At 31.6% G+C, this 13,879-nt stretch carries 13 protein-coding genes; 10 read left to right on the top strand and 3 right to left on the bottom strand.

What is annotated here, in order from left to right:
- Positions 1-4 precede the first annotated feature (4 nt).
- Positions 5-997 (top strand): type I glyceraldehyde-3-phosphate dehydrogenase, encoded by a 993-nt coding sequence (gap, locus tag ACR9ES_RS00195; protein WP_435254638.1) that lies wholly within the window; start codon positions 5-7, stop codon positions 995-997.
- Positions 998-1,064: 67 nt separating this feature from the next.
- A complete protein-coding gene (locus ACR9ES_RS00200) occupies positions 1,065-1,427 on the top strand; it encodes a methylglyoxal synthase (RefSeq protein ID WP_435254639.1) in 363 nt (120 codons plus the stop codon).
- Between the two features lie 207 nt (positions 1,428-1,634).
- Here the strand turns inward: ACR9ES_RS00200 and ACR9ES_RS00205 are convergent, their stop codons facing one another.
- From ACR9ES_RS00205 to ACR9ES_RS00215, 3 genes are all read right to left on the bottom strand, one after another.
- Entirely contained in the window at positions 1,635-2,837 is a 1,203-nt protein-coding gene (locus ACR9ES_RS00205; protein ID WP_435254640.1) for a WG repeat-containing protein, read from the bottom strand.
- A 112-nt stretch (positions 2,838-2,949) separates the two neighbouring features.
- The gene (locus ACR9ES_RS00210; protein ID WP_435254641.1) at positions 2,950-3,330 is read right to left on the bottom strand and encodes a Rid family detoxifying hydrolase; all 381 of its coding nucleotides are present in this window, start codon (positions 3,328-3,330) and stop codon (positions 2,950-2,952) included.
- Positions 3,331-3,518: 188 nt separating this feature from the next.
- Complete coding sequence (locus ACR9ES_RS00215) at positions 3,519-6,227, bottom strand: putative LPS assembly protein LptD (protein WP_435254642.1); 2,709 nt, start codon at positions 6,225-6,227, stop codon at positions 3,519-3,521.
- A 93-nt stretch (positions 6,228-6,320) separates the two neighbouring features.
- On the opposite strand from ACR9ES_RS00215, the gene ACR9ES_RS00220 reads away from it, so the two are divergent.
- The 8 genes from ACR9ES_RS00220 (at position 6,321) to ACR9ES_RS00255 (ending at position 13,872) form a co-directional block, all read left to right on the top strand.
- Positions 6,321-7,511 (top strand): N-acetylmuramoyl-L-alanine amidase family protein, encoded by a 1,191-nt coding sequence (locus ACR9ES_RS00220; RefSeq protein WP_435254643.1) that lies wholly within the window; start codon positions 6,321-6,323, stop codon positions 7,509-7,511.
- A 65-nt stretch (positions 7,512-7,576) separates the two neighbouring features.
- The gene (locus ACR9ES_RS00225) at positions 7,577-8,542 is read left to right on the top strand and encodes an MlaD family protein (protein WP_435254644.1); all 966 of its coding nucleotides are present in this window, start codon (positions 7,577-7,579) and stop codon (positions 8,540-8,542) included.
- Between the two features lie 44 nt (positions 8,543-8,586).
- On the top strand, positions 8,587-9,906 hold the full coding sequence (locus ACR9ES_RS00230; protein ID WP_435254645.1) for a 4Fe-4S dicluster domain-containing protein: 1,320 nt from the start codon (positions 8,587-8,589) through the stop codon (positions 9,904-9,906).
- A gap of 66 nt (positions 9,907-9,972) precedes the next feature.
- Positions 9,973-10,752, top strand: coding sequence for a (Fe-S)-binding protein (locus tag ACR9ES_RS00235; RefSeq protein WP_435254646.1), 780 nt, complete (start codon positions 9,973-9,975; stop codon positions 10,750-10,752).
- Between the two features lie 57 nt (positions 10,753-10,809).
- Positions 10,810-11,760, top strand: a complete 951-nt coding sequence (menA, locus tag ACR9ES_RS00240; RefSeq protein ID WP_274633489.1) for a 1,4-dihydroxy-2-naphthoate octaprenyltransferase — start codon at positions 10,810-10,812, stop codon at positions 11,758-11,760.
- Positions 11,761-11,775: 15 nt separating this feature from the next.
- Positions 11,776-12,600, top strand: a complete 825-nt coding sequence (locus ACR9ES_RS00245; protein ID WP_274633490.1) for a DUF4349 domain-containing protein — start codon at positions 11,776-11,778, stop codon at positions 12,598-12,600.
- Between the two features lie 53 nt (positions 12,601-12,653).
- Entirely contained in the window at positions 12,654-13,331 is a 678-nt protein-coding gene (locus ACR9ES_RS00250) for a metal-dependent hydrolase (RefSeq protein ID WP_274633491.1), read from the top strand.
- A gap of 22 nt (positions 13,332-13,353) precedes the next feature.
- A complete protein-coding gene (locus tag ACR9ES_RS00255; RefSeq protein WP_274633492.1) occupies positions 13,354-13,872 on the top strand; it encodes an SRPBCC family protein in 519 nt (172 codons plus the stop codon).
- Positions 13,873-13,879 lie beyond the last annotated feature (7 nt).

Consider the following 13,879-nt stretch of genomic DNA (forward strand, 5'->3'; position numbering starts at 1 on the left):
AATAATGATAAAAATAGGAATTAACGGATTTGGAAGGATTGGTCGATTGGCATTCCGTTCTGCAATGAAAAGAGACAACGTTCAAGTTGTGGCTATTAACGATTTGTTAGATGTAGATTATTTAGCCTATTTATTGAAGTATGATTCTGTTCATGGTCGTTTTGATGGAAATGTTGAAGTAAAAGATGGAAATTTAGTTGTAAACGGACAAACGATTAGAATTACTGCCGAAAGGAATCCTGAAAATTTAAAATGGAACGAAGCTGGAGCTGAGTATGTAATTGAATCAACAGGTTTTTTTACCGATAAAGATAAAGCAGCAATGCATATTACCGGTGGAGCAAAAAAAGTAATTATTTCCGCTCCATCAAAAGATGCTAATATGTATGTGATGGGCGTAAATCATAAAGATTTAACAGCTGATGAAACTATTTTTTCAAATGCTTCGTGTACCACAAACTGTCTAGGACCTTTAACAAAAGTAATTCATGATAATTTTGGATTGAAAGAAGGGTTAATGACCACAGTTCATGCGGCAACATCTACTCAAAACACAGTTGATGGACCTAATAAAAAATGGCGTAGAGGACGTGCTGTGGTAAATAATATCATTCCTACTTCAACAGGAGCAGCGCAAGCGGTTACTAGAGTAATTCCAGAATTAGAAGGTAAGTTAACAGGAATGGCAGTTAGAGTTCCTGTAGCAGATGTTTCTTTGGTGGATTTAACTTTTAGAACAGAAAAAGCTACTTCACTGAAAGAAATTTTAAAAGCTCTAAAAGATGCTTCTGAAGGTGAGTTAAAAGGAATTTTAGGATATACTGAAGAAGAGGTTGTATCGCAAGATTTTGTTTCTGAAACGAGAACTTCTGTAATTGATGCTGATGCTTGTTTAGAGTTAAACGAAAACTTTTTTAAAGTAATTTCTTGGTACGATAACGAATTTGGATACGCTACTAAGATTGTAGATTTATTAGAGTATTCTGCTTCTTTATAAAAGCATAAAATATTTTGTAATATTGTATTCCCGCTTTTTGGCGGGAATATTTTTTTAAACACGATTTATGGAAATAGCAATTATAGCACATGATGGAATGAAGGCTGAAATGGTTCAGTTTTTAAACGAACACAAAGAAATTTTACACCAAAAAAGAATTCAACTGATTTCAACAGGAACAACTGGTGAGAAAGCAGAAAAAGCAGGTTTTGAAGTGATGAAGTTTTTATCAGGACCTATTGGAGGCGATGCGCAAATTGCAGGAAGAGTAGCAGAAGGAAAATGTCAAATGGTATTATTTTTTAGAGATCCGTTAGCAAAACACCCACACGAACCCGATATTTCTATGCTTATGCGTTTGTGTGATGTACACGATGTACCGTTGGCTACAAATCCATCCACCGCAGAGTTGTTGATTAGAGCGATATAAAAGATTATAAATAAAAAAGAGAAACATCATTGTTTCTCTTTTTTTAATGATTTATCAAAAGGATTATTGTCTCTTTGTGTAAGTGTAATTGTATATATACAGGTAACTAATTTTATAAATACAGATCTAAACCGAAAATCTTCACAGATTTGATAATTATGAGGTGAAAAACAATTATTTATAGTCATTATTAAAAATAAGTAAGATTTAAAATTTACTTTTTTCAGTTGTTAGAATTATTTCCCCTTTATTATTTACAATGTTTTTTTTAACAATAGTTTTATAACCGTTTTTAATATTCACAATTGAATATCCGTTTTTTAATAACTGTAATTTAAAGTTAGGTTTATCTTCGAATATTAAATTGCCTTCTATATCGTAATAAAAATATTTATGAGCTTTTTTACATATCATAATATTATTATCGATTATTTGTTTTATCATTATTGTTTTTTTATCATTTTCTTCAGGGTTATGAGGAAACATGCTTGTTATACCTAAGTTTGTGTAATCATAAATAGTTTTCCCTAATTTATCTATGATTTTCCAATTTTTATAACCTTCGCTTACTAGTGCATATCCTTTATAAAAACCTGTAGCAATTTTGAATTTTGGTTCAATAATTATTTCACCTTTATTGTTTATATAACCATATTTATTATCTCTACTTTTAACAACGCTAACACCTTCATTGAAAGATGTAGGCATTATGCTAAAATTGAAGCCTATAACTTCTTGTCCGTCTTTATCTATAAAACCCCATTTGTAATCACCATTTACATTTTTTCTAACCCTTACTAAACCTTCTGAATAGTCACCAAAACTATCGTATTCTTTAGGGGAAAGAATTATTTTTCCTTGTTTGTTTATGTAAACAGTCTTTGTGTTTCCTTCATTGGTCCATACCACAACTCTTGCTAAATTATCCCTAAAACTCCCATAACTTGAGTTGAGACTAACACCATTTTGGATGTCAAATAATTTATTGCCGTTTTTGTCAATGGCAAAAACATTGTATTCTTCGCTCATCTTATCAAGTGGATTCCAATTTTTATTTAAAAGTTGAACAAACCCTATACCTTCGCCAAATTTTACAAAACCATTGTATGATTCATATATAACTTTTTTTAAATCAAGGTTAAATGCGATTTTTTTTCCAGTCGATTTATCTATAGCAAAAACAATATTCTCAGAGATACAATCTTTAAGTTTGGTGTTTTCGAATTTACCAAGTTTATTTTCAATTATCAGATTTCCTTCATTATCGACAAACCCAAATTTATTATAGTTTTCATGAGTCATAAAATATTTAGTGCCAATAATATCAAGAAATCCATCTGCTGTAATTTTCTTTTGACTAAAGCAAGTATTAGCTAAAAGCGTAATGATAATAAGTGAGATTTTTTTCATAAGCTGTTTTTTATTTTTGTTGATATTTAAGATCCCCAATGTTTTAAAGAATTGAAATTGTCCGATATCAAAGTTAATAGTTTAAAGATTAAGAACTAATTAATGTTAAAAACTATTTAACGGCAATCATACTAATTTCTACATTGACAAACTTAGGTAAGTTCGCAACTTCTACAGTTTCACGAGCAGGAGCTGTAGCATCGTCAAAATACTCACCATAAACAGCATTAATTTTAGAAAAGTTATGCATGTCAGAAATAAAAATAGAAGTCTTAATAACATTTTCAAAAGTCATATCAGCTGCTGCTAATACTTCTTTCATGTTTTGCATTACTTGTTCAGTTTCTGCCTCAATAGAATCTAAAACTAACTCGCCAGTTTCAGGATTAATCGCTATTTGTCCAGAAGTGTATAAAGTGTTTCCACTAAGTACCGCTTGGTTATATGGACCAATTGGAGCAGGAGCTTTAGAGGTAGTGATTATTTTTTTCATTTTTATGTAAGTTTCAAAGTTTATTTGTTTAGGGGTTTAATCGTTTAACTGTTGATAAAGTTAGAAAGTGTAAAACTAAAAGTGAAAAGTTTGAAAGTTTTTTCTTTGTTTGTAATTGAAAAAGAACAACTTTAAATTCCTAATTCCTAATTCCTAATTCCTAATTCCTAATTCCTAATTCCTAATTCCTAAAAAAGTACTCTGTCTGGTGGTTTGTTTTTATCCCACTTTAAGTCGCTTAAAACAGAAGATTTTACTCCAATAAAGAAATTGTACGAAGAATTGATTCCGAAAGGAGTCCAGTTAAAATTGAATCGCCAACTATCTAAATCTCTAGAAAAATTTAATCTTGTATAGGTAAAGGCGTTGTCTTTAATGTCGTAACCAGAAGAAAAACCAACTTTCCATTTAGGAGAAAGCTCAACATCACCACTAAACATTAATGTATTGTTACCTATTTGACTAGTTAAACCATTGTTGGTATAGTTCATAGAGTAGGCTAAGTTAAGTGTCCAAGGTATTTTGGCTTTGTAAAGTTCGGTTTCTTTCGTTTCGTCTTCGCTGTTTTTATTGCTTCTATTGGTGTCGTTAGGAAAACCATTGGTAGGACCTAAACCTTCTCCAAAAACATCTGGAGTGTCTTGAGCTCCATTTCCATTTTTATTGTCAGAATTATCTTTTCCGTCTTTATTTTTTTCAAAATCTTTGCTAGAAATAGAATAGTTTGCTGTTACTCCTAGATTAGTCATTCTAAGAAGACCACCGTTAAATTTATTGATTCTTTGTCCTTTGCTATTTACTTGATAAGGATCGAAAGTAGCGTTCATGTTTAAGGCAAGTTTATCTTTAAAAAGACGCGTACCAGCATTGGCTCTTACAGGAGCCCAACGTAAACTATCAGCAGCAATGTTGTAACTTGTGCTAAAGTTTAAGTTGTTAAGAAGAGTGATTTTTTTGTCTTCTTCATCGCTATCGGGGTCTTTTGGGGCTACTTTAGCTTCTAAAACGTTGTTAACAGAAATTCCAATAGAGTTTGAGATTCCGCTTCCAGGGGTTCCATAAATACCTCCTTCAAAAGGAGAATAGGTTAAAAGATCACTTGGATCCGAGCTTTGACGAACCGTTAAATTATAATCATCAGCAAAATTAGGACGATATCCGTATGAAATAGACGGTCTAATTGTATGACGAATGGCTTTTAAACGTCCTTTTTTAAAGTTAAATGTACCATAAATGTTTGTAGATAATGAAACTCCGAAATTGTATTCGTTATAACGGGTAAATCCGCTAATGGTATCATTAACAACAGTACCTAAATTACCATCTTTGTTGATAGCGGTAGGGTCATAACGTTTCTTAATTTGATCAAAATACCAAACATCTTTATAACTCACACTTGGTGATAAAGTAAAGTATTTAAAAGCTTTTAAACTGGTATTTGTACTTAAATTGTGCTGTATTCCTTTTTTTGCAGTTTGAAACATTTTAGCAGTAAAAAACTCATCATCAGTAGTGTTGATTTGATACTGTCCTTGCATGCTATAATTCAATCCCATTTTTTGAATAGGATTCTTTTTTACACCATTTTTACCAGCAAACGGATAAATACGATCCATGTTTAACTGCAAAGACGGTAAAGTCATAGTGATCGTTTCGGTATTGGTGTTCTGCGAATGAGTAGCAGTTACACTCATATTAAAAGGCGTACCTACAAATTTTGTATAGTATGAAATAGACGAGCTTAAAGTATTATTTAAAAACTGCGAACTGTTAAATTCATTTAGCGATTGACGGTAATATTTACTACTTCCTAAGTTAACAGAGGCAGAAAAACGAGAGTTTGGACTAGCTTTAGAATCCTGACTATGACTCCAACGGATATTAAAATTTGTCGATTTATTATAATCACTCAAACCACGAATTCCTCGTATAATATTTTCATAACGAACGCTAAAGTTTCCGCTAAACTTATAGCGAACATAATAATTAGAAGTTGCATTTACTCCCCAGCTACCATTGGTGTACAAGTCGGCTAAAGTTGTTAGGTCGAAATAATCACTTACCGCAAAATAGTAACCTCCATTTTGTAAGAAAAAACCTTGGTTGTTACTTTCACCCCAAGAAGGGATAATGAATCCTGAAGTTCTTTTGTTAGTCATTGGAAAATAAGCAAAAGGTAAATAAACTGGGGTAGGTACATCTGCAAGTACTAAATTACTTCCTCCTACAATAATTTTTTTACCAGGAACCAACTTTGCTTTGTTTGTTTGTATGTAATAATCTGGAATTTCTTTTTGAGAGGTGGTAAAACGTAATCTACGCATGTAAATGGTAGAGTCGTTTATACGTTTTGTTTTTTCACCATAAGTTATAATTCCTGCCTGATTCGTTTTTACTCCGTAAACTAAGGCTTTCTTTGTCTTAAAGTTAAAGAGAATAGAATCTTGTTCCGATTCTTGTCCGCCTTGTTTAAATTGTGGTCTTTGGTGGTAGCCAGTACTGTCTTTAATACCTTTGGCATATACCATGTTATTTTTGTAGTCTAGAATAATTATACCCGCTTTTAAATCAATATCTGTATAGGTAACGTGAGCTTTATTATAAAGAGTTACAGTTTTGTTTTTAGCATCTTGAATGGTGTAATCTTCTGCGTTATGAGTAATAATTCCATCAATAACTTCTTTAGGTTTGATAGAATCGTTTGCAACCGTGTCTATTTTTTTATTGACTAAAGCATTGTTTTTTAACCCTATTAAAGTGTCTTTAGCGCTGGTAAAAACAGTATCTTTTTTAGGAAGTTGAGGAAAAGTACCTTTCTTACCAAATTCTTGCGCAGTACTTAATTGAAAATAAAAAAGATAGAAAATTAAAAGTATGTAGGTTGAATTTGCTCGCAATATTATTAATACTATTTTTGTGTTATATTTAAAAACTTTGGCGTGCTATTTGAACGCTATATTTTAAAAACCAAAAATAGTTAAATTTTATTGATGCAATTCTTAAATTTCCGTAAATATAATATCTCGAAAATAAGCTTAATTATTCTAACCTCTCTAACTGTTTTGTGTGGAGGAATTTCTTCAGCCTTAGCTCAAAAAAAATATACAGTTGTGTTAGATGCAGGTCATGGAGGAAAAGATCCAGGTAACTTAGGAAATGGATTTAGAGAAAAACACATAGCTTTAAGAGTAGCTCTAGATGTAGGAAAAGAATTGTCAACTTCAAAAGATATTAATGTTGTTTACACTAGAAAAAATGATGTTTTTATAGAGTTACATAACCGAGCAAAAATTGCAAATGATAATAAAGCAGATTTATTTGTGTCAATTCACTGTGATGCTTTTAGAAAATCAGAACCTCATGGAGCAAGTACTTTCGTTTTAGGATTGAGTGGGAATAAAGAAAATTTAGAGATAGCAAAAAAGGAAAACTCTGTAATCTTGTTAGAGGACAACTACCAACAGAACTATGATTACGACCCTAATTCTCCTGAATCGGTAATTGGGTTGTCAGTACTTCAAGAAGAAAATTTAGAAAACAGTTTAGGAATAGCAGGATTGGTGCAAAATAATTTTGTTGCTCTTAAAAGGAATAATAGAAAGGTAAAACAAGCTAACTTTTTAGTTTTGAGAGAAACTGTAATGCCTAGTGTTTTAATAGAATTAGGTTTTTTAACCAATAAAGCAGAAGGAAGTTTTCTTAATTCAAGAAAAGGGCAATTACAAATGGCAAAGTCAATAGCTCAGGCCATTGAAAAGTACTTTGAAAGGTTAAAACTGAATACAATTAGTGAAACTATTACCGTAAACGCTCCGTTAATCGAAAAGGAAGAACCAAAAACTGTGGTTAAGGAAGAAGTAGCTCAGACAAAAGTAAAAAAAGAAGAGTCAATAAAAAAAGTAACTACAACACCAAAGAAAACATCTTCAGAAGTTGAATTTAAAATTCAAATAGCAGCATCTAGAAAAAAGTTGCCTACCAGTACGTTTAAAGGGGTAGAAGATGTAGAGTCTTTGTTTATAGATGGTTACTATAAATATTATTATGGAAATTCACCTAGTCTTTCAGGTATAAAAAAGTTGTTGCCAGAAGTAAAAAGTAAAGGGTATAAGGATGCTTGGGTAGTGGCTTTTAAAAACGGGAAGCGAATTTCGATTAAAGAAGCATTGAAAAACCAATAATTTAGAGGTATTCTATATTTATACTCTCAAAATTATTATTATTTTCGCTCGTATAAATATATTCTATGTCTAAAGAACTAAAAACAGGAATTGTTGCTGTCGTAGTTATTGCACTATTTATTTGGGGTTATAACTTCTTAAAAGGACAAGATTTGTTCAGTGCTAATGCAAGACACTTTTTTGTAGAGTACAATAACATAAACGGTCTTAATGAAGCTAGTTTAGTTACAATTAATGGGTTAAAAGTAGGTAAAGTAGCTCAAATCTACTTTAATGAGCAACCAGAAAAGAAAGGTAAGCTAATTGTAAAGATTTTATTAGACACCGATTTCGAGTTTTCTAAAAACAGTATAGCTAAAATTTACTCAGCTAGTTTAATGGGGGGGCAAAATTTAGCCATTGTTCCTAAATACGATGGAGAAATCGCTCAATCAGGAGATTATTTAAAAGGAGAAGTTGAATCAGATATATTTTCTTCAGTAGGAGAAAAATTAAATCCTATTCAGGCGAAATTAGAAAATGTTTTAGTGGGAGCAGATTCTTTGTTAATAGGAATAAATCAAGTTTTAGACGAAAAATCTCGTAAAAGTTTAAATAGAAGTATTCAAGGTTTGGAAGGAACTATTTATGATGTTCGTAAAACATTAGCTTCTGTAAATACATTATTAGCAGATAATAAAGGAAACTTAAACGCTACTTTAGCAAACACCAAGAAAATAACAGATAATTTTTCAAAAGTTTCAGACGATTTAGCAAAGGCTAATTTAGGTGAGTCAGTAAAAAAGTTAGAAACAACTTTGACGAACGTAAATACGTTATTAGCTGATATGAAATCTGGAAAAGGAACATTAGGAAAGCTAATGACCGATGAAAAAATGTACACAAACTTAACCAATGCTTCAAAAGAAATGGAAGAGTTGTTGCGAGAAATGAAGTTGAATCCTAAGAGATTTGTGCATTTTTCATTATTCGGAAAAAAAGCAAAACCATATAACGAAGAGAATAACGAGAAAAATGTAAGTAATCAATAAGCTTACATTTATAAAATCTAACAAAACTTAATAATTAAAGAACGATGGAGAAATACATACCAAACATCTTTTTTGCACTTATTTTAATTGCAGGTATCGGGTATTTTGTAATGAATGTTCGTAAGTTGATACGCAACATTAAATTAGGAAAAGATATTGATAGAACAGATAGAAAACCTGAGCGATGGAAAAACATGGCAAAAATAGCTTTAGGGCAATATAAAATGGTACGTCGACCAGTTTCTGGTATTTTACATATTGTTGTGTACGTTGGGTTCATTTTAATCAATATCGAAATGTTAGAAATCGTTATTGATGGATTATTCGGTACACACCGTGTTTTTCAACCAATTCTAGGACCTGCTTTATACGGTTTCTTAATTGGTAGTTTCGAAGTATTAGCATTATTAGTTTTAGTAGCAGTTACAATCTTTTGGTTCCGTAGAAATATTGAAAAAGTAAAACGTTTCTGGAATAAAGAAATGGAAGGTTGGCCGAAAAATGACGGTAATATCATTTTATATTTTGAAATGGTATTAATGACCTTATTTTTAGTAATGAATGCTACAGACGTTGCTTTTCAAGAAGCAGGAGCAGGTAATGTAGTTTCTCAATTTGTAGCGCCTTGGTTTAATAGTTTTTCACCTGAAGCATTACATACTATTGAAAAATCTGCTTGGTGGTTGCATATTGTTGGTATTTTAATTTTCTTAAACTACTTATACTACTCTAAGCACTTACATATTTTATTAGCTTTCCCAAATACATTTTTTGCAAACTTAAATCCAAAGGGACAATTTGATAATTTAGAAGCGGTAACGAAGGAAGTAAAAATGATGATGGATCCAGAGGCTGATCCGTATGCAATGCCAGAAGAAGGCGCAGAGGAAGGAGAGCCTGAAAAATTTGGAGCATCAGATGTAACCGATTTAAACTGGGTGCAGTTAATGAATGCTTACACTTGTACAGAATGTGGACGTTGTACTTCTTCATGTCCTGCAAACTTAACAGGTAAAGAGTTGTCACCACGTGCTATTATGATGAAAACACGTGATCGTTTAGAAGAAGTAGGGAAAAATATAGATGCAAACGGAGGTACGTTTGTTGAAGACGGAAAGCAATTATTAAACGATTATATTACTCCAGAAGAACTATGGGCATGTACAAGTTGTAATGCTTGTGTGCAAGAATGTCCTGTAAATATTGATCCATTATCAATCATTATGGATATGCGTCGTTATTTGGTGATGGAAGAATCAGCAGCTCCACAAGAGTTGAATATGATGATGACCAATATTGAAAATAACGGAGCGCCTTGGCAGTATAGTCAAATGGACAGATTAAACTGGAAAGACGAAGAATAGTTATTAATTATTCAATTCTCAAAAACTAAACAAAAAAACAGTTCAACAATTAAACGATAAACAATTATGAACGTACCAACAATGGCAGATATGATGGCTCAAGGAAAACAACCAGAAGTGTTGTTTTGGGTAGGAGCTGCAGGAAGTTATGATGATAGAGCAAAAAAAATAACAAGAGCATTTGTAAAAATATTACAACAAGCCAATGTAGATTTTGCTGTATTAGGTACCGAAGAAAGTTCAACAGGTGATGCTGCGAAGCGTGCAGGAAACGAGTTTTTATTCCAAATGCAAGCTGTTACTAATATTGAAGTTTTAAATGCTTACGAAATTAAAACAATTGTTACTTGCGATCCACATTCATTTAATACCTTAAAAAATGAATACCCTGGATTAGGAGGTAAGTATAAAGTATATCACCACACGCAATATATTAGTAAGTTAATTCAAGAAGGACGTTTAACTATTGAAGATAAAAACTTAAACGGAAAACGTTTAACATATCACGATCCATGCTATTTAGGACGTGCAAATGATGTATATGAAAGTCCACGTGAGTTAATTCGTCGTTTAGGAGTGAAAATGACGGAAATGAAACGTCATAAGTCAACAGCACTATGTTGTGGAGCAGGTGGAGCACAAATGTTTAAAGAGCCTGAGAAAGGAGATAAAGATATTAATGTGTTAAGAACAGAAGATGCTTTAGAAACGAATCCACAGATTATTGCTACAGGTTGTCCTTATTGTAATACGATGATGACTGATGGCGTGAAATTCAAAGAAAAAGAAGCACAAATAGAAGTAAAAGATATTGCTGAATTAATTGCAGAAGCAAATAATTTATAATAGTAAAAAATATAAATTGTGTTATTCCCGCGAAAGCGGGAATCTTATTTTTTAAGAATGATTAAAAACTACATAAAAGCAGCACGTTTACGTACATTGCCTCTTTCTGTTTCAGGAATTATTGTTGGGGCATATTTAGGTTCAGTTGATAATTTTTTACTTATTGTAGAGAAATTTTTTGATACAACTATTTGTGTAGTAAGGACTCCTTTATATCGATCATCAATTTTTTGGCTAGCTATTTTAACTACCATAGGATTTCAAGTACTATCTAATTTTGCAAACGATTATGGAGATGGAGTAAAAGGTACTGACAATCAAAGAGAAGGAGAAGCACGTATGGTAGCTTCAGGAGCAATTACTCCAAAGCAAATGAAAAATGCAATGATTGTTACAGGGGTTATTACGACTGTTATTGCATTACTACTAATTTATGTTTCCTTTGGAAAAGACAACTTTTTATATTCAGTAATTTTCTTCGGATTAGGAATTGCATCTATCATAGCTGCTATAAAATATACAGTAGGTAAATCTGCCTATGGTTACAGTGGATTCGGAGATGTTTTTGTGTTCCTTTTCTTCGGATTGTTAGCAGTAGTAGGAACTTACTTTTTATACACTAAAGAATTAAACTTTATCATTTTTTTACCCGCAATAACTGTCGGATTATTAAGTACAGCAGTGTTGAATTTAAATAACATGCGAGATAGAGAAAATGATACAAAATCAGGAAAAAATACGTTGGTAGTGAAAATGGGAGCTGAATCGGCAAAAATGTATCACTACTTTTTAATTATAGCGTCTTTTTTAGTTGCATTATTGTACACGGTAATTAAGTTTCAATCACCATATCAATTCTTATTTGTAATAGCTTACCTTCCTTTGGCAAAACATCTGTTTTTTGTGTACAAAAATAAAGAAGAAGCGTTATTAGATGGGGAGCTAAAAAAAGTGGCACTGAGCACCTTTTTATTTTCAATTTTATTTGGATTGGGGCAAATTTTGTAACTTCCCTGAAAAAATATGATGAAAAAAATTTTAAATCTTTTTGTAGTTGTTATTTTATTAACGGCTTGTAATGACGGAGGCAAAAACCTTGAGTCTTATGGTAATAATAAGGCTTTAGGGAATATGGTAATTGATAAAGATATAGAAGAATCAGTAGAGTTAAAAGGAAATAATGAAGCTCCAGTAGTTGAAAGAAAACTGATCAAAACAGGAGATGTATCTTTTGAAATAAGTGATTTATCTGCAACAAGAAACCACATAGAACAAGTATTAAAAAAATACAACGGTTATATTTCTACCGATAATGAATACAAATCTTCACAAAGTATTACAACCAATTTAACTGTTAGAATTCCTTCTAAAAATTTTGATGTTTTTTTAAATGAAATTTCTTCAAAAGTAACACGTTTTGATAACAAAAACATATCTGTAAAAGATGTAACAGAGCAGTTTTTAGATGTTGAAGCTCGTTTAAAAGTAAAAAAAGAGTTAGAGCAGCGTTATAGTGAGATATTAAAAAAAGCATCTTCAGTAAAAGAAATTATAGAGGTAGAAAGGGAATTAAACAATGTAAGGTTAGAAATAGAATCGATGGAAGGTCGCCTGAAATATTTACAAAATCAAGTATCCTATTCAACCTTAACAATAAGATTTTATAAAAAAGAAGTAAGTAAAACTTATTCTAAAAGTTTTGGAAGACGTATAGCTGATGCTTTTGGTAATGGAATAGATAACATAAAGTGGTTCTTTATTGGTTTGGTAAATATTTGGCCATTTATATTGTTAATCACCTTACTAGTTATATTTATTAAAAAACGAATTAAACGAAAGAAAGAATAGAGCCTTTGTAATTAAAGGTGACACCTTACCTTATTAAAACTAAAAACAAAAAGATGAAAATCACTTTTTACGGTCATGCGTGTTTTGGAGTAGAAATCGACGGAACCCACGTGTTAATTGATCCTTTTATAACAGGAAACCCTTTAGCATCACACATTAATGTAGATGAAGTAAAAGCAGACTATATATTACTTACACATGCACACCAAGATCATGTGTTAGATGTTGAGCGTATTGCGGAAAGAACAGGAGCGACTATAGTTTCGAATTATGAAATCGTAATGTATTACGGAGCAAAGAATTTAAAAGGGCATCCTGTAAATCATGGCGGTACTTATACAAACGATACATTTTCTGCTAAATATGTAAATGCTATTCATACTTCGTCTTTTGCAGATGGAAGCTATGGCGGTCAACCAGGTGGATTTGTAATTACAGCAGGAGAAAAGTCGCTATATGTTTCAGGTGATACTGCTGTTACAATGGATATGCAGTTAATACCGATGGCAACAAACCTTACAGCGTCAATTTTTCCAATAGGAGATAATTTCACTATGGGAGTAGATGATGCTATTATAGCAAGTGATTTGGTAATTTGTAATAAAGTAATAGGTTGTCACTTTAACACTTTTCCTCCAATAACAATTGATGTTGATGATGCGAAAGAAAAGTTTACGCAAGCTAAAAAAGAATTAGTGATTTTAGAAATTGGAGAAACAATAACTATTTAAGAGGTTATTTTAGGTTAGAAGTATGAAAAAAATCAAAATAATTTTAGGAATTATAACTGCTTTAATTCTTGCGTTTTTTTTAACAGGACTGGTTGTTCAAGAGGTAGTATACACGAATGAGATAACGGTTAACAAGCCTGTAAAAGAAGTTTTTGCCGACTTTCAAAATGTAGAATTGATGAAACAATGGATGCCAGAAGTAAAATCGATTGATGTATTAGAAGAAAAGCCAAATAAAGTAGGAAGTACATATAAAGTTGTAGTTGAAAACCAAGGAAAATTGGTGACTATGACTGAAGAAGTATTAGCTTTTGAAGAAAATGAAAGACTTACCTTTCATTTCGATGCTGAAAATATGTTAAAAACAGATGATTATGCGTTTACTTCTGAAGGAAATACAACTAAAATTGTACAAACAACTACCTGTACAAGTGAGTCGTACGTAATGAGTTGTTTGTTCCCGTATTTTAAAGGAGCATTGAAAAAAATGAGTCAACAATATTTAGACGAATTTAAAAAAGTATCTGAAGCTCATAACTAAAAAAACA

This window comes from Tenacibaculum sp. A30 (assembly GCF_051200845.1).
Classification (GTDB): Bacteria; Bacteroidota; Bacteroidia; order Flavobacteriales; family Flavobacteriaceae; genus Polaribacter.

Bases quoted from the DNA above. Each gene is read 5' to 3' on its own strand.
- ACR9ES_RS00230 (WP_435254645.1), top strand. From the start codon at position 8,587: ATGGAGAAATACATACCAAACATCTTTTTTGCACTTATTTTAATTGCA.
- ACR9ES_RS00220 (WP_435254643.1), top strand. From the start codon at position 6,321: ATGCAATTCTTAAATTTCCGTAAATATAATATCTCGAAAATAAGCTTA.
- ACR9ES_RS00210 (WP_435254641.1), bottom strand. From the start codon at position 3,330: ATGAAAAAAATAATCACTACCTCTAAAGCTCCTGCTCCAATTGGTCCA.
- menA (WP_274633489.1), top strand. From the start codon at position 10,810: ATGATTAAAAACTACATAAAAGCAGCACGTTTACGTACATTGCCTCTT.
- ACR9ES_RS00205 (WP_435254640.1), bottom strand. From the start codon at position 2,837: ATGAAAAAAATCTCACTTATTATCATTACGCTTTTAGCTAATACTTGC.
- ACR9ES_RS00235 (WP_435254646.1), top strand. From the start codon at position 9,973: ATGAACGTACCAACAATGGCAGATATGATGGCTCAAGGAAAACAACCA.
- ACR9ES_RS00250 (WP_274633491.1), top strand. From the start codon at position 12,654: ATGAAAATCACTTTTTACGGTCATGCGTGTTTTGGAGTAGAAATCGAC.
- ACR9ES_RS00200 (WP_435254639.1), top strand. From the start codon at position 1,065: ATGGAAATAGCAATTATAGCACATGATGGAATGAAGGCTGAAATGGTT.
- gap (WP_435254638.1), top strand. From the start codon at position 5: ATGATAAAAATAGGAATTAACGGATTTGGAAGGATTGGTCGATTGGCA.
- ACR9ES_RS00225 (WP_435254644.1), top strand. From the start codon at position 7,577: ATGTCTAAAGAACTAAAAACAGGAATTGTTGCTGTCGTAGTTATTGCA.
- ACR9ES_RS00255 (WP_274633492.1), top strand. From the start codon at position 13,354: ATGAAAAAAATCAAAATAATTTTAGGAATTATAACTGCTTTAATTCTT.
- ACR9ES_RS00245 (WP_274633490.1), top strand. From the start codon at position 11,776: ATGATGAAAAAAATTTTAAATCTTTTTGTAGTTGTTATTTTATTAACG.